The 20133-nt window shown below is 71.1% G+C and carries 18 protein-coding genes and 1 pseudogene; 1 reads left to right on the forward strand and 18 read right to left on the reverse strand.

Features of this window, described 5'->3' with window-relative positions; translation table 11 throughout:
• Nucleotides 1-94: 94 nt before the first annotated feature.
• From metK to pyrR, 13 genes are all read right to left on the reverse strand, one after another.
• Nucleotides 95-1303: a methionine adenosyltransferase gene (gene metK / locus IF655_RS30185; protein WP_199588343.1), complete on the reverse strand. Its 1209-nt coding sequence runs from the start codon at nucleotides 1301-1303 to the stop codon at nucleotides 95-97.
• Nucleotides 1304-1576: 273 nt separating this feature from the next.
• Nucleotides 1577-2779: a bifunctional phosphopantothenoylcysteine decarboxylase/phosphopantothenate--cysteine ligase CoaBC gene (coaBC, locus tag IF655_RS30190; RefSeq protein WP_199588344.1), complete on the reverse strand. Its 1203-nt coding sequence runs from the start codon at nucleotides 2777-2779 to the stop codon at nucleotides 1577-1579.
• Between the two features lie 115 nt (nucleotides 2780-2894).
• A complete protein-coding gene (gene rpoZ, locus IF655_RS30195) occupies nucleotides 2895-3167 on the reverse strand; it encodes a DNA-directed RNA polymerase subunit omega (RefSeq protein ID WP_005319902.1) in 273 nt (90 codons plus the stop codon).
• A 74-nt stretch (nucleotides 3168-3241) separates the two neighbouring features.
• Nucleotides 3242-3835 carry a guanylate kinase gene (gene gmk, locus IF655_RS30200; protein ID WP_199588345.1) on the reverse strand — a complete coding sequence of 198 codons (594 nt, stop codon included), beginning with the start codon at nucleotides 3833-3835 and terminating at the stop codon, nucleotides 3242-3244.
• A gap of 60 nt (nucleotides 3836-3895) precedes the next feature.
• Nucleotides 3896-4219 carry an integration host factor gene (locus tag IF655_RS30205; protein ID WP_003977346.1) on the reverse strand — a complete coding sequence of 108 codons (324 nt, stop codon included), beginning with the start codon at nucleotides 4217-4219 and terminating at the stop codon, nucleotides 3896-3898.
• A gap of 289 nt (nucleotides 4220-4508) precedes the next feature.
• Nucleotides 4509-5351 (reverse strand): orotidine-5'-phosphate decarboxylase, encoded by an 843-nt coding sequence (gene pyrF, locus IF655_RS30210; RefSeq protein WP_199588346.1) that lies wholly within the window; start codon nucleotides 5349-5351, stop codon nucleotides 4509-4511.
• Nucleotides 5348-6454, reverse strand: coding sequence for a quinone-dependent dihydroorotate dehydrogenase (locus IF655_RS30215; RefSeq protein ID WP_199588347.1), 1107 nt, complete (start codon nucleotides 6452-6454; stop codon nucleotides 5348-5350). The genes pyrF and IF655_RS30215 overlap by 4 nt, the downstream gene beginning before the upstream one ends.
• A 72-nt stretch (nucleotides 6455-6526) precedes the next feature.
• Entirely contained in the window at nucleotides 6527-9835 is a 3309-nt protein-coding gene (carB, locus tag IF655_RS30220) for a carbamoyl-phosphate synthase large subunit (protein ID WP_199588348.1), read from the reverse strand.
• Nucleotides 9828-10985: a glutamine-hydrolyzing carbamoyl-phosphate synthase small subunit gene (gene carA / locus IF655_RS30225; RefSeq protein ID WP_199588349.1), complete on the reverse strand. Its 1158-nt coding sequence runs from the start codon at nucleotides 10983-10985 to the stop codon at nucleotides 9828-9830. The genes carB and carA overlap by 8 nt, the downstream gene beginning before the upstream one ends.
• Complete coding sequence (locus IF655_RS30230; RefSeq protein ID WP_199588350.1) at nucleotides 10982-11566, reverse strand: hypothetical protein; 585 nt, start codon at nucleotides 11564-11566, stop codon at nucleotides 10982-10984. Before IF655_RS30230 ends, carA begins: the two co-directional genes overlap by 4 nt.
• Nucleotides 11563-12849 carry a dihydroorotase gene (locus IF655_RS30235; RefSeq protein ID WP_199588351.1) on the reverse strand — a complete coding sequence of 429 codons (1287 nt, stop codon included), beginning with the start codon at nucleotides 12847-12849 and terminating at the stop codon, nucleotides 11563-11565. Before IF655_RS30235 ends, IF655_RS30230 begins: the two co-directional genes overlap by 4 nt.
• A gap of 5 nt (nucleotides 12850-12854) precedes the next feature.
• Nucleotides 12855-13847: an aspartate carbamoyltransferase catalytic subunit gene (locus IF655_RS30240; protein WP_199588352.1), complete on the reverse strand. Its 993-nt coding sequence runs from the start codon at nucleotides 13845-13847 to the stop codon at nucleotides 12855-12857.
• Between the two features lie 93 nt (nucleotides 13848-13940).
• On the reverse strand, nucleotides 13941-14510 hold the full coding sequence (gene pyrR, locus IF655_RS30245; protein ID WP_199588353.1) for a bifunctional pyr operon transcriptional regulator/uracil phosphoribosyltransferase PyrR: 570 nt from the start codon (nucleotides 14508-14510) through the stop codon (nucleotides 13941-13943).
• 252 nt (nucleotides 14511-14762) lie between these two features.
• On the opposite strand from pyrR, the gene bldD reads away from it, so the two are divergent.
• Entirely contained in the window at nucleotides 14763-15263 is a 501-nt protein-coding gene (gene bldD / locus IF655_RS30250) for a transcriptional regulator BldD (RefSeq protein WP_142150451.1), read from the forward strand.
• A 189-nt stretch (nucleotides 15264-15452) separates the two neighbouring features.
• Here bldD and nusB read toward each other — a convergent pair whose 3' ends face one another.
• The 5 genes and pseudogenes from nusB to IF655_RS30275 form a co-directional block, all read right to left on the reverse strand.
• Complete coding sequence (nusB, locus tag IF655_RS30255; protein WP_199588354.1) at nucleotides 15453-15881, reverse strand: transcription antitermination factor NusB; 429 nt, start codon at nucleotides 15879-15881, stop codon at nucleotides 15453-15455.
• Nucleotides 15882-15883: 2 nt separating this feature from the next.
• Nucleotides 15884-16450, reverse strand: coding sequence for an elongation factor P (gene efp, locus IF655_RS30260; RefSeq protein ID WP_199588355.1), 567 nt, complete (start codon nucleotides 16448-16450; stop codon nucleotides 15884-15886).
• A 49-nt stretch (nucleotides 16451-16499) separates the two neighbouring features.
• The gene (locus IF655_RS30265; RefSeq protein ID WP_199588356.1) at nucleotides 16500-17606 is read right to left on the reverse strand and encodes an aminopeptidase P family protein; all 1107 of its coding nucleotides are present in this window, start codon (nucleotides 17604-17606) and stop codon (nucleotides 16500-16502) included.
• A 1350-nt stretch (nucleotides 17607-18956) separates the two neighbouring features.
• Nucleotides 18957-19823 carry a Pro-rich N-terminal domain-containing protein gene (locus tag IF655_RS30270; RefSeq protein WP_199588357.1) on the reverse strand — a complete coding sequence of 289 codons (867 nt, stop codon included), beginning with the start codon at nucleotides 19821-19823 and terminating at the stop codon, nucleotides 18957-18959.
• 166 nt (nucleotides 19824-19989) lie between these two features.
• Nucleotides 19990-20133 (reverse strand): annotated as a pseudogene (locus tag IF655_RS30275) (3-dehydroquinate synthase); the annotation flags it as partial.

The raw sequence follows: 20133 nt of genomic DNA on the forward strand, positions 1-20133 counted from the left end.
AACCCCACTGACAACGCGTCCGGGCCGGGCAGCTCCGGACGCGCCGAAACCCGGCTCCCCCGAAGGGAAGCCGGGCCTCGGCGTGCTCAGTGGGTCAGATGCCCGCGGCCTTGCGGAGGGCTTCCACGCGGTCCGTGCGCTCCCAGGTGAAGTCGGGGATCTCGCGGCCGAAGTGGCCGTAGGCCGCCGTCTGGGCGTAGATCGGGCGCAGGAGGTCGAGGTCGCGGATGATGGCGGCCGGGCGGAGGTCGAAGACCTCGTCGATCGCCTTCTCGATCTTCTCGGGCTCGATCTTGTGGGTACCGAAGGTCTCCACGAAGAGACCGACCGGCTCGGCCTTGCCGATCGCGTAGGCGACCTGGACCTCGCAGCGGGAGGCGAGACCCGCCGCCACGACGTTCTTGGCGACCCAGCGCATCGCGTACGCGGCGGAGCGGTCGACCTTGGACGGGTCCTTGCCCGAGAAGGCGCCGCCACCGTGGCGGGCCATGCCGCCGTAGGTGTCGATGATGATCTTGCGGCCGGTCAGACCGGCGTCGCCCATCGGGCCGCCGATCTCGAAGCGGCCGGTCGGGTTGACCAGCAGGCGGTAGTTCTCGGTCTCCAGCTTGATGCCCTCGTCGAGCAGCGCGCGCAGCTCCGGCTCGACCACGAACTCGCGGATGTCGGGCGCGAGCAGCGACTCCAGGTCGATGTCGGAGGCGTGCTGGGAGGAGACCACGACCGTGTCGAGGCGGACGGCCTTGTCGCCGTCGTACTCGATGGTGACCTGGGTCTTGCCGTCGGGGCGCAGGTAGGGGATGGTGCCGTTCTTGCGGACCTCGGAGAGGCGCTTGGACAGGCGGTGCGCCAGGAAGATCGGCAGCGGCATCAGCGTCGGCGTCTCGTCCGAGGCGTAGCCGAACATCAGGCCCTGGTCGCCCGCGCCCTGCTTGTCCAGCTCGTCCTCGTCGCCCTCGACACGGGACTCGTACGCCGTGTCGACGCCCTGCGCGATGTCCGGGGACTGCGCGCCGATGGACACCGAGACACCGCAGGAGGCGCCGTCGAAGCCCTTCTTGGAGGAGTCGTAACCGATCTCGAGGATCTTGTCCCGCACGAGCTGCGCGATCGGCGCGTACGCCTTGGTCGTGACCTCTCCGGCCACGTGCACCAGGCCGGTGGTGATCAGCGTCTCGACGGCGACGCGCGAGGAGGGGTCCTCGCGCAGCAGCGCGTCGAGAATCGTGTCGCTGATCTGGTCAGCGATCTTGTCGGGGTGACCTTCGGTCACGGACTCCGAGGTGAACAGGCGACGGGACACAACGCTCCCTGGGGTTGCAGCGGCTGCTGGCTGATCATTGGCGGACAACGCGGGAGCTGCGCCCGGCGTCGTCCGTGGACAGTTTATCGGTCGCTCGCGACCGCGAGCCCACCCGCACTCTCCGGGTGGAGGGTGCTGTGACCTGCGGCACGGGCATTCTGCCCAATGCCGAGCGGCATTGACCAGGCCCGCCACGCGAGATCCCGGCGGCTCCGAAGGGGAACGAATGACTCCGTGTGGCCGAAAGAACACCGTCCCCAACGGCCCAACGGGTCAGCCCAGTCGGGCCGCCACGAGGTCCCAGACGAGGTCGGCCAGCGCCTCCTTCGGACCGTGCGGGACGAGCGTCTCGCTGCCGTCGGCGCCGAGGATCAGCGCCTCGTTCTCCTCGGAGCCGAAGGTCTTGCGCTCCCCCACCTCGTTCACCACGAGCAGATCGCAGCCCTTGCGGGCCAGCTTGGCGCGGCCGTTGACCACCACGTCGTCGGTCTCGGCGGCGAAGCCGACCACGACCTGCCCGGGGCGGGCGCGCTCGGCGGACAGCTCCGCGAGCACGTCGGGGTTGCGCACCAGGGCGACCGGTTCCGGCTCCTGGTTGTCCTTCTTCTTGATCTTGCCGCTGGCGTAGACGGCGGGGCGGAAGTCGGCGACGGCGGCGGCCATGACCACCGCGTCGGCGTCGGCGGCGGCCTTCAGCACGGCCTCGCGCAACTGCACGGCGGTGCCGACCGGTATGACGTCCACCCCGGCGGGGTCGGGCAGCGCGGCGTTGGCCGAGACGAGTGTCACACGGGCGCCGCGCGCGGCGGCGGTGCGGGCGAGGGCGTAGCCCTGCTTGCCGGAGGAGCGGTTGCCGAGGAAACGCACCGGGTCGAGCGGCTCACGGGTGCCGCCCGCCGAGACGACGATGTGGCGGCCCTTGAGGTCGGGCTCGGTGGCGCCCCGGGCGAGCACCCGGCGGCAGACCTCGAAGATCTCGCCGGGGTCGGGCAGCCGCCCCTTGCCGGTGTCGACGCCGGTGAGGCGCCCGACGGCGGGCTCGATGACGACGGCGCCCCGGCGGCGCAGCGTGGCCACGTTCTCCTGGGTGGCGGGGTGTTCCCACATCTCGGTGTGCATCGCGGGGGCGAAGACGACCGGGCAGCGGGCGGTGAGCAGCGTGTTGGTGAGCAGGTCGTCCGCGAGACCGTGGGCGGCCTTGGCGAGCATGTCGGCGGTGGCGGGCGCGACGATCACCAGGTCGGCGTGCTGGCCGATGCGGACGTGGGGCACCTCGTGGACGGCGTCCCAGACCTCGGTGGAGACCGGGTTGCCCGAGAGGGCGGACCAGGTGGGGGCGCCGACGAAGTTGAGCGCGGAGGCGGTCGGCACCACCCGCACGTCGTGGCCCGACTCCGTGAACCTTCTCAGCAGCTCACATGCCTTGTAGGCGGCGATGCCACCGCTGACCCCCAGAACGACCTTCGGCTTGTCCACCGTCTCTCCCCGGCTCGGCAACGTACGGGACCATCACACACCACAGGCCCGGCAATCTGCTTGCCGGGCCTGTGGATAAGTCGGTCGCGATCCGACCGTACTACTTACTGCCTGCTTACTGCGCGGGGCCCTCGATGGCCTCGGACGTCAGCAGACCGGCGTTGATCTCGCGCAGCGCGATCGACAGCGGCTTCTCGTGGACGTGGGTGTCGACGAGCGGACCGACGTACTCGAGGAGGCCCTCACCGAGCTGCGAGTAGTACGCGTTGATCTGACGGGCACGCTTGGCCGCGTAGATCACGAGGCTGTACTTCGAGTCGGTGGCCTCGAGGAGCTCGTCGATCGGAGGGTTGATGATGCCCTCGGGCGCGGTGATGGAAGAGGACACGCTCTGCCTTCCGATGGGTGGGAAAGATTCAGTCGGTGCGACCGTCGGTGCCGTTCACAGGACGGCGGTCACGATCACACAACGTCCATCAAGGCTAGCAGCTCACGGGCCACGTCCTTGACGGAGGTGTTGACAAGGGTCTCGTCGAACTCGGGCTCGGCCGCCAGCTCGGTCCGGGCCGCCTCCAGGCGGCGCTCGATGACCTCGGGGGATTCGGTGCCGCGGCCGGTGAGCCTGCGCACCAGCTCCTCCCAGGAGGGGGGAGCCAGGAAGACGAGCTGCGCGTCCGGCATGGACTCGCGGACCTGGCGGGCGCCCTGGAGGTCGATCTCCAGGAGGACGGGCTCGCCCTTCTCCAGGCGCTCCAGGACGGCCGTGCGCGGCGTGCCGTAGCGGTTGCCGGCGAACTCGGCCCACTCCAGCAGCTCGCCGTTGGCGATGAGCTTGTCCATCTCGTCGTCGGTGACGAAGAAGTAGTGGACGCCGTGCTGCTCGCCGGGGCGCGGCTTGCGGGTCGTCGCCGACACCGAGAGCCAGACGTCGGGGTGTTCCTTGCGCATATGGGCGACGACCGTGCTCTTGCCGACCCCGGAGGGGCCGGAGAGCACGGTCAGCCGCGGACGTGCGTCCGGGGGCGCGGGGGTCGTCCCCCGGGGTGTTACAGCCATGCAGCGATTATTCCAGCAATCCCGGGGTGCCCGGGACTCCCGGTCCGGCAGCGCCCGGACTCAGGACCCGGTGCTGCCGAACTCACGCTCCAGGGACGCGATCTGGTTGGAACCGAGGCCACGCACGCGGCGGCTCTCGGAGATGCCCAGACGCTCCATGATCTGCTTGGCACGGACCTTGCCGACGCCGGGCAGGGATTCGAGCAGGGCGGAGACCTTCATCTTGCCGATGACGTCGTTCTCCTGGCCCTGCTTGATGACCTCGTGCAGGGAGGCGCCGGAGTGCTTGAGTCGATTCTTGACCTCGGCCCGCTCCCGGCGAGCCGCGGCGGCCTTTTCGAGCGCGGCTGCGCGCTGTTCAGGGGTAAGGGGCGGAAGAGCCACGCCTACGTCACCTCGGATGTCGAACTGTCGGATACGGACCGGTGAGGAACCTAGTCGCCCCACACCTGGGGAGGCACGAGCAACACGCTTGCCCGTTCTCTGCTCGGAGACTAGCGGCCAACTCCGCCAGAGTCAGCGAGAACAGCGGAAAAGTCCTGGTCAGCCTCCGTGAGGCCGGACTTTTCGGGCATATTGCCCGGGATTCGCTGATCTATTCACACCGCACGGGTCCGGTGACGGGCATTCGGGCGCCCGTCACCGCCTCCGCACCGGTCCGCGACGGCCCTCATCAGGCGCCGACGGCGGCCCTGATCTCGTCCGCGAACCGCTCCGTGGCCGCCCGCAGCCCCGCGACCTCGGGACCGTGACGCAGAACACCCCGGCTGACGTTCGGCACCACGTTGCGCACGGCGGAGCCGAAGACCCGGGGCAGATCCGCCGGGGTCGCCCCCTGCGCGCCGACGCCGGGAGCCAGCAGCGGACCGTTGATGGCGAGGTCGTACGAGGACAGGTCGCCCACGGTGGCGCCGACGACCGCGCCGAAGGAGCCGAGCGGTGCCTCGCCCGCGTTGTCGGCGGCGAGGTGCGCGAGCACGGTCGCGGCGACGGTCCGCCCGTCGGCGCGGACGGCGTGCTGCACCTCGGGACCCTCCGGGTTGGAGGTCAGGGCGAGCACGAACAGCCCGTGGCCGGTCTCCCGGGCCAGCGCGACCGCCGGGGCGAGCGAGCCGTAGCCGAGGTACGGCGAGACGGTGAGCGCGTCGGAGAACAGCGGGGCGTCCTTGTGCAGGAACGCCTCGGCGTATCCGGCCATGGTCGAGCCGATGTCGCCGCGCTTGGCGTCCATGACGACCAGGGCACCGGCCGCGCGCGTCTCCTGGACGACGCGCTCCAGGACGGCGACACCGCGCGAGCCGAAGCGCTCGAAGAACGCCATCTGCGGCTTGATCACCGCGACCCGGTCCGCGACCGCCTCGACGACCGTACGGCTGAATCGCTCCAGACCGGTCACGTCGTCGTTCAGACCCCACTCCGCGAGCAGCGAGGCGTGCGGGTCGATGCCGACGCAGAGCGGACCGCGCTCGTCCATGGCGCGGCGCAGCCGGGCGCCGAAGGGCTCCAGGGCACTCATACGGGCTTCCTCACGTCGGCGCCGACCGCGTCGGCGAGGGTGGCGTACGGGCTGGCCTTCAGGCGGGCGGCGAGACCCTTGTGGATCGCGCGGGACCAGAACGGACCCTCGTAGATGAAGGCGCTGTAGCCCTGGATCAGGGTGGCTCCGGCGAGGATGCGCTGCCAGGCGTCCTCGGCGTTCTCGATGCCGCCGACGCCGACCAGGGTGACGCGGTCGCCCACGCGCGCGTAGAGGCGGCGCAGCACCTCCAGGGAGCGTGCCTTGAGGGGCGCGCCGGACAGACCGCCGGTCTCCTTCACCAGCGCGGGCGCGGAGCGCAGCCCGAGTCCCTCGCGGGCGATGGTGGTGTTGGTGGCGATGATGCCGTCCAGGCCGAGTTCCACGGCGAGGTCGGCCACGGCGTCCACGTCCTCGTCCGCGAGGTCGGGGGCGATCTTCACCAGGAGCGGGACGCGGCGCCCCGCGACCACGCGGTCGGCTGCCTCGCGCACGGCGGTGAGCAGCGGGCGCAGCGCCTCGGTGGCCTGGAGGTCGCGCAGCCCCGGGGTGTTCGGGGAGGAGACGTTGACGACCAGGTAGTCGGCGTGCGGGGCGAGCCGCTCGGCGGACTTCACATAGTCCGCGACGGCCTCCTCCTCGGGGACGACCTTCGTCTTGCCGATGTTGACGCCGACGACGGTCCGGAAGGCGGGCCTGCGGGCGGCGAGGCGGGCGGCGACGGCGGCGGAGCCCTCGTTGTTGAAGCCCATGCGGTTGATCAGCGCGCGGTCCGCGACCAGCCGGAAGAGCCGCTGCTTCGGGTTGCCGGGCTGGGGCTCGCCGGTGACGGTGCCGATCTCCACGTGGTCGAAGCCGAGCATCGACATGCCGTCGATCGCGACGGCGTTCTTGTCGAAGCCCGCGGCGAGCCCGAAGGGTCCGTGCATGCGCAGCCCGAGGGCCTCGGTGCGCAGCGCCTTGTGGCGGGGCGCGAGCACGGCGGCGAGGAAGACGCGCAGCACCGGGAGGGCGGCGGCGAGGCGGATCCAGCGGAAGGCGAGGTGGTGGGCCTCCTCGGGGTCCATGCGCTTGAAGACGAGGTGGAAGAAATACTTGTACATGGCTGTCCTCACGAGGACACGGCTGTCCTCACGAAGAGGGGGACACCGTTTCCGGTGTCCCCCTCGGGGCTGCTAGTCGCGGGCCGCGTTCAGGTGTTCGGCGTGTTCCTGGAGCGAGCGGACGCCCACGTCGCCGCGGTTGAGGGCGTCGATGCCCTGGACGGCGGCGGCGAGCGCCTGGACGGTGGTCAGGCACGGGACCGAGCGGGCCACGGCCGCCGTGCGGATGTCGTAGCCGTCGAGGCGGCCGCCGGTGCCGTACGGGGTGTTGACGATGAGGTCGACCTCGCCGTCGTGGATGAGCTGGACGATGGTCCGCTCGCCGTTCGGGCCGGCGCCCTCGGACTGCTTGCGCACGACGGTGGCGTTGATGCCATTGCGCTTGAGGACCTCGGCGGTGCCGGAGGTGGCAAGGAGCTCGAAGCCGTGGGCGACCAGCTCGCGCGCCGGGAAGATCATCGAGCGCTTGTCGCGGTTGGCGACGGAGATGAACGCCCGTCCCTTGGTGGGCAGCGGTCCGTAGGCGCCCGCCTGCGACTTGGCGTACGCCGTGCCGAAGACGGTGTCGATGCCCATGACCTCGCCGGTGGAGCGCATCTCCGGGCCGAGGACAGTGTCCACGCCGCGGCCCTGGATGTCCCGGAAGCGGGACCAGGGCATCACGGCCTCCTTGACGGAGATCGGCGCGTCCAGCGGGAGTTCGCCGCCGTCACCGGTCGCCGGGAGCAGTCCCTCGGCACGCAGCTCGGCGATGGTCGCGCCGAGCGAGATGCGCGCGGCGGCCTTGGCCAGCGGTACGGCGGTCGCCTTGGAGGTGAAGGGGACCGTGCGGGAGGCGCGCGGGTTGGCCTCCAGGACGTAGAGGATGTCGCCCGCCATGGCGAACTGGATGTTGATCAGACCGCGTACGCCGACACCGCGCGCGATGGCTTCGGTGGAGGCGCGCAGCCGCTTGATGTCGAAGCCGCCGAGGGTGATCGGGGGCAGGGCGCACGCCGAGTCGCCGGAGTGGATGCCGGCTTCCTCGATGTGCTCCATGACGCCGCCGAGGTACAGCTCCTCGCCGTCGTAGAGGGCGTCGACGTCGATCTCGATGGCGTCGTCCAGGAAGCGGTCGACCAGGACCGGCCGGGAGGGGCTGATCTCGGTGGACTCCGCGATGTAGGAGGCGAGGCGCTCCTCCTCGTAGACGATCTCCATGCCGCGTCCGCCGAGGACGTAGGAGGGGCGGACCAGGACCGGGTAGCCGATCTCGTCCGCGATGGCCTTGGCCTCGGCGAAGGTGGTGGCGGTGCCGTGCTTGGGCGCGGGCAGTCCTGCCTCGGCGAGGACGCGGCCGAAGGCGCCCCGGTCCTCGGCGGCGTGGATGGCCTCGGGCGGGGTGCCGACGACCGGGACGCCGTTGTCCTTGAGCGCCTGCGCGAGACCCAGCGGGGTCTGCCCGCCGAGCTGGACGACCACACCGGCGATCGGGCCCGCGAGGGACTCGGCGTGCACGATCTCCAGCACGTCCTCCAGGGTGAGCGGCTCGAAGTAGAGCCGGTCGGAGGTGTCGTAGTCGGTGGAGACGGTCTCCGGGTTGCAGTTGACCATCACGGTCTCGTACCCGGCGTCGGACAGCGCGAAGGAGGCGTGGACGCAGGAGTAGTCGAACTCGATGCCCTGGCCGATGCGGTTGGGTCCGGAGCCCAGGATGATGACCGCGGGCTTCTCGCGGGGCGCGACCTCGCTCTCCTCGTCGTAGGAGGAGTAGAAGTACGGCGTCTTCGCGGCGAACTCGGCGGCGCAGGTGTCGACCGTCTTGTAGACCGGGCGGATGCCGAGCGCGTGCCGGACCTCGCGGACGACGTCCTCGCGCAAGCCCCGGATCTCACCGATCTGGAGGTCGGAGAAGCCGTGCCGCTTGGCCTCGGCGAGCAGTTCGCGGGTCAGCTCGGGGGCGTCGGCCAGTTCGTCCGCGACCTCCTTGATCAGGAAGAGCTGGTCGACGAACCAGGGGTCGATCTTCGTGTACGCGAAGATCTCCTCCGGGGTGGCGCCCGCGCGGATCGCCTGCATGACGGTGTTGATGCGGCCGTCGGTGGGGCGTACCGCCTCTTCGAGCAGGGCGGTCTTGTCGCCGGGTTCGCCGACGAAGGTGAACTGGCTGCCCTTCTTCTCCAGCGAGCGCAGCGCCTTCTGGAACGCCTCGGTGAAGTTGCGGCCGATGGCCATGGCCTCGCCGACCGACTTCATGGTGGTGGTCAGCGTGGAGTCGGCCTGCGGGAACTTCTCGAAGGCGAACCGGGGCGCCTTGACGACGACGTAGTCGAGCGTGGGCTCGAAGGACGCCGGGGTCTCCTGGGTGATGTCGTTGGGGATCTCGTCCAGGGTGTAGCCGACGGCCAGCTTGGCGGCGATCTTGGCGATCGGGAAGCCGGTCGCCTTGGAGGCGAGCGCCGAGGACCGCGAGACGCGCGGGTTCATCTCGATGACGATGACCCGGCCGTCCTCGGGGTTCACCGCGAACTGGATGTTGCAGCCGCCGGTGTCCACGCCGACCTCGCGGATGATCGCGATGCCGACGTCGCGCAGGAGCTGGTACTCGCGGTCGGTCAGCGTCATGGACGGCGCGACGGTGATCGAGTCGCCGGTGTGCACGCCCATGGGATCGAAGTTCTCGATGGAGCAGACGACCACGACGTTGTCGTTCTTGTCGCGCATCAGCTCCAGCTCGTACTCCTTCCAGCCGAGGATGGACTCCTCCAGGAGCACCTCGGTGGTCGGGGAGAGCGTGAGTCCCTGCCCTGCGATGCGGCGCAGCTCCTCCTCGTCGTGGGCGAAGCCGGAGCCGGCGCCGCCCATGGTGAAGGAGGGGCGCACGACGACGGGGTAGCCGCCGAGCGTCTCGACGCCCTTCAGGACGTCGTCCATGGTGTGGCAGATGACCGAGCGGGCGGACTCGCCGTGGCCGGTCTTCTTGCGGACCTCCTCGACGACGTCCTTGAAGAGGTCGCGGTCCTCGCCCTTGTGGATCGCCTCGGGCTTGGCGCCGATCAGCTCGACGCCGTACTTCTCCAGGACACCGCTGTCGTGCAGGGAGATGGCGGTGTTCAGGGCGGTCTGGCCACCGAGGGTGGGCAGGAGGGCGTCGGGGCGCTCCTTGGCGATGATCTTCTCGACGAACTCGGGGGTGATCGGCTCGACGTAGGTGGCGTCGGCGATCTCCGGGTCGGTCATGATCGTGGCCGGGTTGGAGTTCACCAGGACGACGCGCAGGCCCTCGGCCTTGAGCACGCGGCACGCCTGGGTGCCGGAGTAGTCGAACTCGGCGGCCTGGCCGATGACGATCGGGCCGGAGCCGATGACCAGGACGGACTGGATATCGGTGCGCTTAGGCACGCTGGCCCTCCATCAAAGCGGTGCTCATCAAAGTCGTGAAGCGGTCGAACAGGTAGGCGGCGTCGTGCGGTCCCGCTGCCGCTTCGGGGTGGTACTGGACGGAGAAGGCGGGCTGGTCGAGCAACTGCAGCCCCTCCACGACGTTGTCGTTGAGGCACACGTGGGAGACCTCGGCGCGGCCGAACTTGGTGTCGCTCACCTTGTCGAGCGGCGCGTCGACGGCGAAGCCGTGGTTGTGCGCGGTGACCTCGACCTTGCCGGTGGTGCGGTCCTGGACGGGCTGGTTGATGCCCCGGTGGCCGTACTTCAGCTTGTAGGTGCCGAAGCCGAGCGCGCGGCCGAGGATCTGGTTGCCGAAGCAGATGCCGAACAGCGGGGTCCTGCGCTCCAGGACGGCGGTCATGAGGGCGACGGGACCGTCGGCGGTGGCGGGGTCGCCGGGTCCGTTGGAGAAGAACACGCCGTCGGGGTTCACGGCGTAGACGTCCTCGGCGGTGGCGGTCGCGGGCAGCACGTGCACCTCTATGCCGCGCTCGGCCATGCGCTGCGGGGTCATGCCCTTGATGCCGAGGTCGATCGCGGCGACGGTGAACTTCTTCTCGCCGACCGCGGGGACGACGTACGCCTCCTTGGTGGCGACCTCCTCGTAGAGGCTCGCGCCCTTCATGTGCGGCTGCGCCTGGACGCGCTCGATCAGCTCGGCGTCGGGGGCGAGCGCCTCGCCGGAGAAGACCCCGGCGCGCATCGAGCCGCGCTCGCGCAGGTGGCGGGTGAGGGCGCGGGTGTCGATACCGCTGATGCCGACGATGCCCTGCGCGGTCAGCTCGTCGTCCAGGGAGCGCCGGGAGCGCCAGTTGGACGGCACGCGCGCGGGGTCGCGGACCACATAGCCGGAGACCCAGATGCGCCTCGACTCGTCGTCCTCGTCGTTCCAGCCGGTGTTGCCGATCTGGGGAGCGGTCGCGACGACGATCTGGCGGTCGTACGAGGGGTCGGTCAGGGTCTCCTGGTAGCCGGTCATGCCGGTGGAGAACACGGCTTCGCCGAAGGTCTCCCCCACGGCCCCGTAGGCGCGGCCGCGGAAGATGCGGCCGTCCTCCAGGACGAGTACGGCGGGAGTCTTGGCGGCTCCCCTGGTGGAGGTCGTCATCGTGCGCCTTCCGTGTCGTTGATCAGGTGGTTCAGGGTGTCGACCCACTCGGTGTGCTCGGCCGCGCGGTCGGAGCGGAAGCCGGAGTCGATCAGCTTGTCGCCGTGGGCCCAGGTGACGATCAGCAGTCCGCCCTCGGTGAGGACCTTGCCCGCGATGCCCTTGTCGAGCCGGGCGCCGCGCAGGGCGCTCACGGGCACGAAGAAGTCGGTCGCGCCGGGGCGCTCGACCACCAGGCCCGCGTCGGTGAGGGTCAGCTCCACCCGGCTGCGGGTGCCCAGGCCGTGCGCCACGATGCGGTCCAGCCACTGACCGGCGGTGGTGGAGCCGTGGTAGCGGCCGCTCATGCTCAGTCTCGCCGGACCGGGGTCCTCCGGCACGCCGGGCAGCTCGGGCACATCGCTCTGGAGGGTGCCGCGCCACTTCCAGCCCTCGCGCATCAGCCAGTAGACGAGCGCGATGAAGAGGGCGAGTCCGACGAGCCAGCCGACGCGGGCGCCCCAGTCGGTCACCGCGGCGGATTTCTTCTCGTCCGCGAGCCCCGTGGCGAGCGTGGCGGCGAGCAGGGGTGCAGATGTCACGTGAGCTTCCCGTCCATGAGCGTGGCCTTGCCCCGCAGCCAGGTGTGGGTGACACGGCCCGGCAGCTCGCGACCCTCGTAGGGGGTGTTGCGGCTGCGCGAGGCGAAGCCCGCGGGGTCCACCTGTCCACGGTAGGCGGTGTCCACGAGGGTGAGGTTGGCGGGCTCGCCCGGGGCGACCGGGCGGCCGTGACCGGTGGCGCGGCCGATGCGGGCGGGCGCGGCGGACATGCGGTCCGCGACCTGGGCCCAGTCGAGCAGACCGGTCTCGACCATGGTCTCCTGCACCACGGACAGGGCGGTCTCCAGACCGACCATGCCCATGGCGGCGGCGCCCCACTCGCAGTCCTTGTCCTCGTGCGGGTGCGGGGCGTGGTCGGTGGCGACGATGTCGATCGTGCCGTCGGCGAGACCCTCGCGCAGGGCGCGTACGTCGCGCTCGGTGCGCAGCGGCGGGTTGACCTTGTAGGCGGGGTTGTAGGTGCGCACCATCTCCTCCGTGAGGAGGAGGTGGTGGGGGCAGACCTCGGCGGTGACCTGGATGCCGCGGGACTTGGCCCAGCGGATGATCTCGACCGAGCCGGCGGTGGAGACGTGGCAGATGTGCAGCCGGGAGCCGACGTGCTCGGCGAGCAGCACGTCCCGCGCGATGATCGACTCCTCGGCGACCGCGGGCCAGCCCCCGAGACCCAGTTCGGCGGAGACGACGCCCTCGTTCATCTGGGCGCCCTCGGTGAGCCGGGGCTCCTGGGCGTGCTGGGCGACGACGCCGCCGAACGCCTTCACGTACTCCAGGGCGCGGCGCATGATCACCGCGTCGTCCACGCACTTGCCGTCGTCGGAGAAGACGGTGACCCCGGCGGCGGAGTCGTGCATGGCGCCCAGCTCGGCGAGCTTCCTGCCCTCCAGACCGACGGTGACGGCGCCGATGGGCTGCACGTCGCAGTAGCCGTACTCCCGGCCGAGCCGCCAGACCTGCTCGACCACACCGGCGGTGTCGGCGACGGGGAAGGTGTTGGCCATGGCGAACACGGCGGTGAAGCCGCCGGAGGCGGCGGCGCGGGTGCCGGTCAGCACGGTCTCGGAGTCCTCGCGGCCCGGCTCGCGCAGATGCGTGTGCAGGTCGACCAGGCCCGGCAGCAGCACCTTGCCCTCTGCCTCGACGACCTCGGCGCCCTCGGCGGACAGACCGGTGCCGACCGCCTCGACGGTCTCGCCGTCGATCAGCACGTCCTGCGGCTCGCCCCCGAGCACCTTCGCACCACGGATCAGGATCTTGCTCATGGTTCTTACTTCTCCTCGGTACGAAGCTGGGTGGTGGCGCTCTGGGTGGTGGCGGGCTCGTTGCCGCCGAGCAGCAGGTAGAGGACGGCCATGCGGATGGAGACACCGTTGGCGACCTGCTCGACGACCGTGCAGCGGTCGGAGTCGGCGACCTCGGCGGTGATCTCCATGCCCCGGACCATCGGACCGGGGTGCATCACGATGGCGTGCTCGGGCATCCGCGCCATGCGGTCGCCGTCGAGCCCGTAGCGGCGGGAGTACTCGCGCTCGGTGGGGAAGAAGGCGGCGTTCATGCGCTCGCGCTGGACGCGGAGCATCATCACCGCGTCGGACTTGGGCAGTGTGGAGTCGAGGTCGTACGACACCTCGCAGGGCCAGGTCTCCACGCCCACGGGGAGCAGGGTGGGCGGGGCGACGAGGGTGACGTCGGCGCCGAGGGTGTGCAGCAGGTCCACGTTGGAGCGGGCGACCCGGCTGTGCAGGACGTCGCCGACGAGGGTGACGCGCTTGCCGGAGAGGTCCTGGCCGAGCCCGGCGTCGGGACCGATCAGGCGGCGGCGCATGGTGAAGGCGTCGAGGAGCGCCTGGGTGGGGTGCTGGTGGGTGCCGTCGCCCGCGTTGATGACGGGGGCGTCGATCCAGCCGGAGTTGGCCAGGCGGTAGGGGGCGCCGGAGGCGCTGTGCCGGATGACGACGGCGTCCACGCCCATCGCCTCCAGCGTCTGGGCGGTGTCCTTGAGGGACTCGCCCTTGGAGACGCTGGAACCCTTGGCCGCGAAGTTGATGACGTCGGCGGAGAGGCGCTTCTCGGCGGCCTCGAAGGAGATCCGGGTCCGGGTCGAGTCCTCGAAGAAGAGGTTGCAGATCGTACGGCCGCGCAGGGTCGGCAGTTTCTTGATCGGCCGGTCCGCGACCCGGGCCATCTCCTCGGCGGTGTCGAGGATCAGGACGGCGTCGTCGCGGGTGAGGTCGGCGGCCGAGATGAGATGACGCTGCATCTGTCAGGCTCCGTAAGGCAGTTCAAACGGGAGGATTCGGGCGGAGCCGGGCGCGTCGAGGGCATGCCGAAGCAGCCCGTGCGCCGCGGTTCGCTACTGGCCGGGCTTGGCACCGAGCAGCACGGTGTCGCGACCGTCCTCCTCGGCGAGCTGGACCTTGACCGTCTCCCGCAACGACGTGGGGAGGTTCTTGCCGACATAGTCGGCGCGGATGGGCAGTTCGCGGTGACCGCGGTCGACGAGGACCGCGAGCTGGACCGCGCGGGGGCGCCCGATGTCGTTCAGGGCGTCGAGGGCGGCGCGGATGGTGCGGCCGGAGAAGAGCACGTCGTCCACGAGCACGACCAGGCGGCCGTCGACACCGTCACCGGGGATCTCGGTGCGGGCGAGGGCGCGCGGCGGGTGCATGCGCAGGTCGTCGCGGTACATGGTGATGTCGAGCGAGCCGACCGGGACCTTGCGGTCGGTGATCTGCTCCAGCTTGACGGCGAGCCGCTGGGCGAGGAAGACGCCCCGGGTCGGGATGCCGAGGAGCACCACGTCGTCGGCGCCCTTGGCGCGTTCGACGATCTCGTGGGCGATGCGGGTCAGGACGCGTGCGATGTCGGGACCCTCGAGAACGGGCCGGGCATCGGACGCGGGGTGGTGCGCGTGCGTGTCCATACGAAACGGACCCCCTTCTCCGCCTCACAGGACGGACTTTAAAGGACGTCGGATTTGCGCCATCCACCCTAGCAGGTCGCCAGGAGCACCTGTTTCACCCGTTCGGAGCAGCGGGCGGTCACTACCACGGAAGAGTCGGTGTGGACCATTCGGCTTGACGCAGAAGAATCACGCTGCGTAACCTCACAGTGAGTTACCAGCCGCGCGGCGGGCACCCCGCCGGCCGCGTCGACACAGTGTCCGGGGAGCTATATGTCCAGCGAATACGCCAAACAGCTCGGGGCCAAGCTCCGGGCCATCCGCACCCAGCAGGGCCTTTCCCTCCACGGTGTCGAGGAGAAGTCCCAGGGGCGCTGGAAGGCCGTGGTGGTCGGTTCGTACGAGCGCGGCGACCGTGCCGTGACCGTGCAGCGCCTTGCCGAGCTGGCCGATTTCTATGGCGTTCCGGTGCAGGAGCTGCTGCCGGGCACCACTCCGGGCGGGGCCGCCGAGCCGCCGCCGAAGCTCGTCCTGGACCTGGAGCGGCTGGCCACGGTGCCGGCCGAGAAGGCGGGACCCCTCCAGCGCTACGCGGCGACGATCCAGTCCCAGCGCGGCGACTACAACGGCAAGGTGCTCTCGATCCGCCAGGACGACCTGCGCACCCTCGCCGTCATCTACGACCAGTCCCCCTCGGTCCTCACCGAGCAGCTCATCAGTTGGGGCGTCCTGGACGCGGACGCGCGCCGCGCGGTCGCCCACGAGGAGAGCTGACCGCTTTACGCGCATTGCGCAGAAACGTGCCGCCGGGGTGGCAGGGAGAGTTTTCCCTGCCACCCCGGCGGCTTTGTGACGTGCGCGAGCGGAGAAACCCGAAGGGGCGCGGGGAACCGCGCGACCGGGCCGAAACGGACCGGCACACAACAGACCACCCGCGCCCCGACGGCGCTCGCTCGTAAAAAACTAATCGCGCCGCAGGCTCGACTTCAGCTCCTTGAAGCGGCCCAGCAGACCGTTCACGAACGCCGGCGACTCGTCCGTCGAGAACTCCTTGGCAAGCTGCACCATCTCGTCCAGGACCACCGCGTCGGGCGTCTCGTCCACCCAGATCAGCTCGTACGCGCCGAGCCGGAGCAGGTTGCGGTCGACGACCGGCATCCGGTCCAGCGTCCAGCCCACCGCGTACTGGGAGATCAGCTCGTCGATGCGCGACGCGTGGTCCGCGTAGCCCTCGACGAGCTGCATCGTGTACTCGCTGACCGGAGGCTGCCGGGTGTCGGACCGGGAGAGCCTGACCCAGTCCGCGAGGACCGTGAGGACGTCGGCGCCGCGCTGGTCGCCCTCGAAGAGGATCTGGAACGCGCGCTTGCGGGCCGTGTTGCGGGCAGCCACGGTTAGCTGTTCACCCGGCCGAGGTAGTCGCTCGTGCGGGTGTCGACCTTGATCTTCTCGCCGGTCGTGATGAACAGCGGGACCTGGATCTGGTGGCCGGTCTCCAGGATGGCGGGCTTGGTGCCGCCGGTGGAGCGGTCGCCCTGGACGCCGGGCTCGGTCTCCTTGATGACCAGCTCGACGGCGGCCGGCAGCTCGACGAAGAGCACCTCGCCCTCGTGGCGGGCCACGGTGGCCTCGAAGCCCTCGATCAGGAAGTTGGCGGCGTCGCCGACGGTCTTCCGGTCGATGTGGAGCTGGTCGTAGGTCTCCATGTCCATGAAGACGAAGTAGTCGCCGTCCATGTACGAGAACTGCATGTCGCTCTTGTCGACAGTGGCGGTCTCGACCTTGACGCCGGCGTTGAAGGTCTTGTCGACCACCTTGCCGGAGAGCACGTTCTTCAGCTTGGTGCGCACGAAGGCCGGGCCCTTGCCGGGCTTGACGTGCTGGAACTCGACGACGGACCAAAGCTGGCCGCCATCGAGCTTGAGCACCATGCCGTTCTTGAGGTCGTTCGTGGAAGCCACGGTTGCGGAATCTCCTGGACTGACGTGGACGACCCCGGGGCACGCACCGTTAAAGCGCGAGCAGCTCCTTGGTCGTGATGGTGAGTAGCTCGGGTCCGCCGTCCGCCTCTGGGCGCACGACGAGCGTGTCATCGATCCGGACGCCGCCCCGGCCCGGGAGGTGAACCCCGGGTTCGACGGTGACCGGCACGCAAGCGTCCAGTTTACCCATGGCTGAAGGGGCGAGCTGCGGGTCCTCGTCGATTTCGAGTCCGACCCCGTGCCCGGTGACCGGCGGAAGGGCGTCCGCGTACCCCGCGGAGTCCAGCACCTGACGCGCCGCGCGGTCCACATCGCGGTAGGCGGCGCCGGGCACCAGTGCCTCGCGCCCGGCCCGTTGGGCGGCGAACACGAGGTCGTACAGCTCGACCTGCCAGTCGGCGGGCGAGGTGCCGATGACGAAGGTACGGCCGATCTCGCAGCGGTAGCCGCGGTAGGTCGCGCCGAGGCAGACGGAGAGGAAGTCGCCCTCCTCCACCCGCCGGTCGGTGGGCCGGTGGCCGCAGCGGCCGGAGTTGGGACCGGTCGCCACGGAGGTCGGGAAGGCGGGACCCTCGGCGCCGTGGTCGACCAGGCGCCGCTCCAGCTCCAGGGCGAGATGCCGTTCGGTGCGTCCGACCAGGATGGATTCGAGCAGCTCGCCCAGTGCCTGGTCGGCGATCTCCGCGCCGATGCGCAGACAGGAGATCTCCTCCTCGTCCTTGACGACCCTGAGCTGTTCGACGGCGGTGCCGAGGTCCGCGAGGCGCAGTCCGGGCGCGACGGAGCCGAGGGCGCGGTACCGGGCGACGGTGAGGTGGTGCTCCTCCACGGCCAGGGCGTCGGTGCCCTCGCCGCCCGCGAGCCCGGCGGCGGCCACGGCGGGGTCGCCCCCGGCCGAGGGCAGCACGTGCAGGGACAGGGAGTCGTCGGGGCGCCCCTCCCCCGGCCGGTCCTCCGGCGGGACGGGACAGACGAGCTGGTCCTCGCGCCTGCCGAGCAGCAGGACCGCCCCCTGGGGCGCGGTTCCCGCCAGGTAGCGCACGTTGGCGGGGCGGGAGATGAGCGCTGCCGCGGTACCGGCCGCGTTGCAGCGATCCCTCAGCCGGGATCGGCGGGTCGCGTACACCTCTGACATGAGACGAGCGTAGGAGTTCTCCCCGCCTCTCGCCGTTCGGCGGGGTCCGAGTGGGGTGTGCCTCCGGCGGTTCTGCGGGGAACACCCTGTGCGGGTGCGCCCCCAGCGGTTCTACGGGGAACACCCGGTGCGGGTACGCCCCCAGCGGTTCGGCGGAGAACACCCGGTGCGGGTACGCCCCCAGCGGTTCGGCGGAGAACACCCGGTGCGGGTACGCCCCCAGCGGTTCGACGGAGAACACCCGGTGCGGGTACGCCCCCAGCGGTTCGACGGAGAACACCCGGTGCGGGTACGCCCCCGGCAGTTCGACGGACGTCACCCGGTGCCCGGCCGGTGCGAGGGCCTTCGGCGGCCACGGCGGCTGTCGCCTGGCCGCCCGGCCGGGGTACGGCACGCCTCCGGCGGTCGGGACGGCCGCGCCCCGGCTTCGGCACCAGGGCGCCCCGACGTCCGGGCGGCAGACACGCGGGCCTCGCAGCCAGTCGTGCGGAACGCCTCCGTCGGATGCGACCTCTCCCCCCTCCGAGGGCTGCGGTGGCGAACGGCCGGTCGGCCGGGCGGAGTGGGGAGCCTCTGCGGTTGCGACGGGCGCCCCGGGCCGCCGCAGGGGCAGGGACCTCCGGCGAACACGCGGGCGACACCCAGCCTCTCGGCCAGGGGCGCGGGGAACCTCCGGCGGTCCCGAGACGAGCGCCCGGCCCCCTCCAGCCAGAGGTGCGGGGAGTCCACGACGGTCCCGTGGCGAACACCGCCCCCCTCCAGCCAGCAGTGCGGGGAGCCTCCGACCGTCCCGTGGCCAACACCCGCCCCCAGTCAGGGGTGCGAAGCGTCTCCGGCGGATCTGCGGTGGATACCGGCCTCCGGCCCCGGGTGCGGAGCGCCCGCGGCGGACACCCGGCTGCCCGGCCGCCCAGCCGTCCAGCCATCCAGCCGCCCAGCCGCCCAGCCGCCAGGACAGGGTGCGGGGAGCCTCGGCGGTCGCGGTGGGCGTCCCCGGCCGCCGCAGGGGCAGGAGCCTCCAGCAGAGGCGCGGCCAGGATTCGGGGAGCCTCCGGCGCGGCTCCCCGGTGAGCGTCCAGCCCCGCAGGCAGGGGTGCGGAGCGCCTCCGGCGGACGTCCGGCCAGGGTGCGGGGAACCTCCGGCGGCTCCCCGGTGAGCGCCCGGCCCCGCAGGCAGGGGTGCGGAGCGCCTCCGGCGGACGTCCGGACGGGGTGCGGGAGCCGCCTGTGCCGACCGGACCGATGGTCGGGGGGCAGCCTGGCGTGGCAGGGGCCGCCCTCGCGACCGGGGGGTGATGGCCGGGGCTGCCGAACTGTCTCCGCCCACCCGTCGAGCGGCGCAGCCCCCCGTTACCAGCTCGGCGGGCTCGCGATCGCTCGGGTGAGGACCTCGTCCAGGACGCGGGCGGTGCCGGGGACGTCCAGTTGGGAGTTGTCGATGATCGGCAGGCCGGAGCCGTACCAGCCGGCCATGCGGCCGTGGATGCGGGCGACCTCCTCGTCGCTGAGGCGGCGGTTGCCGCTGCGCTCGGCGTTGCGCTCCAGGACGATGTCCAGCCCCGGGAGCAGGACGACGGGGAGCAGCCCGGGCCCGACGTGGCGCTTCCAGCCGCCGAGACCGACCACCGGCCGGTCCGGGAAGACCGCGTCGTCGAGGATGCAGGAGATCCCGTTGGCGAGGAAGTTGCGCGCGGCGAAGCCGCAGGTGCGGCGGGCCAGGCGGTACTGCGCCTCGGAGTTGTCGTTCCACCCGGTCTGCGGGTCGGCGAAGCCCGAGCGCACCCACTCGCGCACGTCGTCGAGGCTGATGTGGGCGGTGGGCACCCGGCGGTGGTCCGCCCAGTACTTGGCCACGCTGGTCTTGCCCGCGCCCGCCGGGCCGATGAGCAGCACGGCGAGGGTGGTGGCGGAGGGGTCGGGCGCGGCGGCGGGCGGCGCGCCGACGGGGGCGCCGGGCGGCAGCGGCACATGGCCGGTGACCTCGGAGCCGTGCGGTCCGTACGTACCGGTGACGGGTGGCGCGGCCGGCGGCGCCGGGGGTACGGGCGGCATGGCGCCCGGTGGCATGGGGGCGCCCGCCGTGGGATAACCGGGCGGGGGACCCTGGGGTGCCGCCGGGGGCGGACCCGGATGGTGCGCGGCCGGTGCCCAGTTGGTCTGTGGTCCCTGCCCCGCTGGGTGGGGCGGCGGCAGCGGAGATCCCACTGCGTGTTGCATCCGTTGCCACTCCATCTCGTACACGCGTTCAGCGCCGGAAGGCGGGTACGAAGCCCGCACTGTAGCGAACCGTACCGCCCCCGGCCGTCGTTTGGTGAAACGGCCGGGGGCGGGAGCAAGTGCCCAGCCCGTCAAGGGAATCGGGCAGAGCGGGTGGTGTCGGGATCTACTGGCCCACTTCGCCGTAGGCGGCGAGGAGGACGGCGGGGTCCGGACCCTCCAGGACGGTGGGCCGGGCGAGGCCGTCCAGGACGATGAAGCGGAGCAGGTCGCCGCGGGACTTCTTGTCGACCTTCATGGCTTCGACGAG

The sequence above is a fragment of the Streptomyces sp. DSM 110735 genome (assembly GCF_016482685.1).
Taxonomy (GTDB): Bacteria; Actinomycetota; Actinomycetes; order Streptomycetales; family Streptomycetaceae; genus Streptomyces.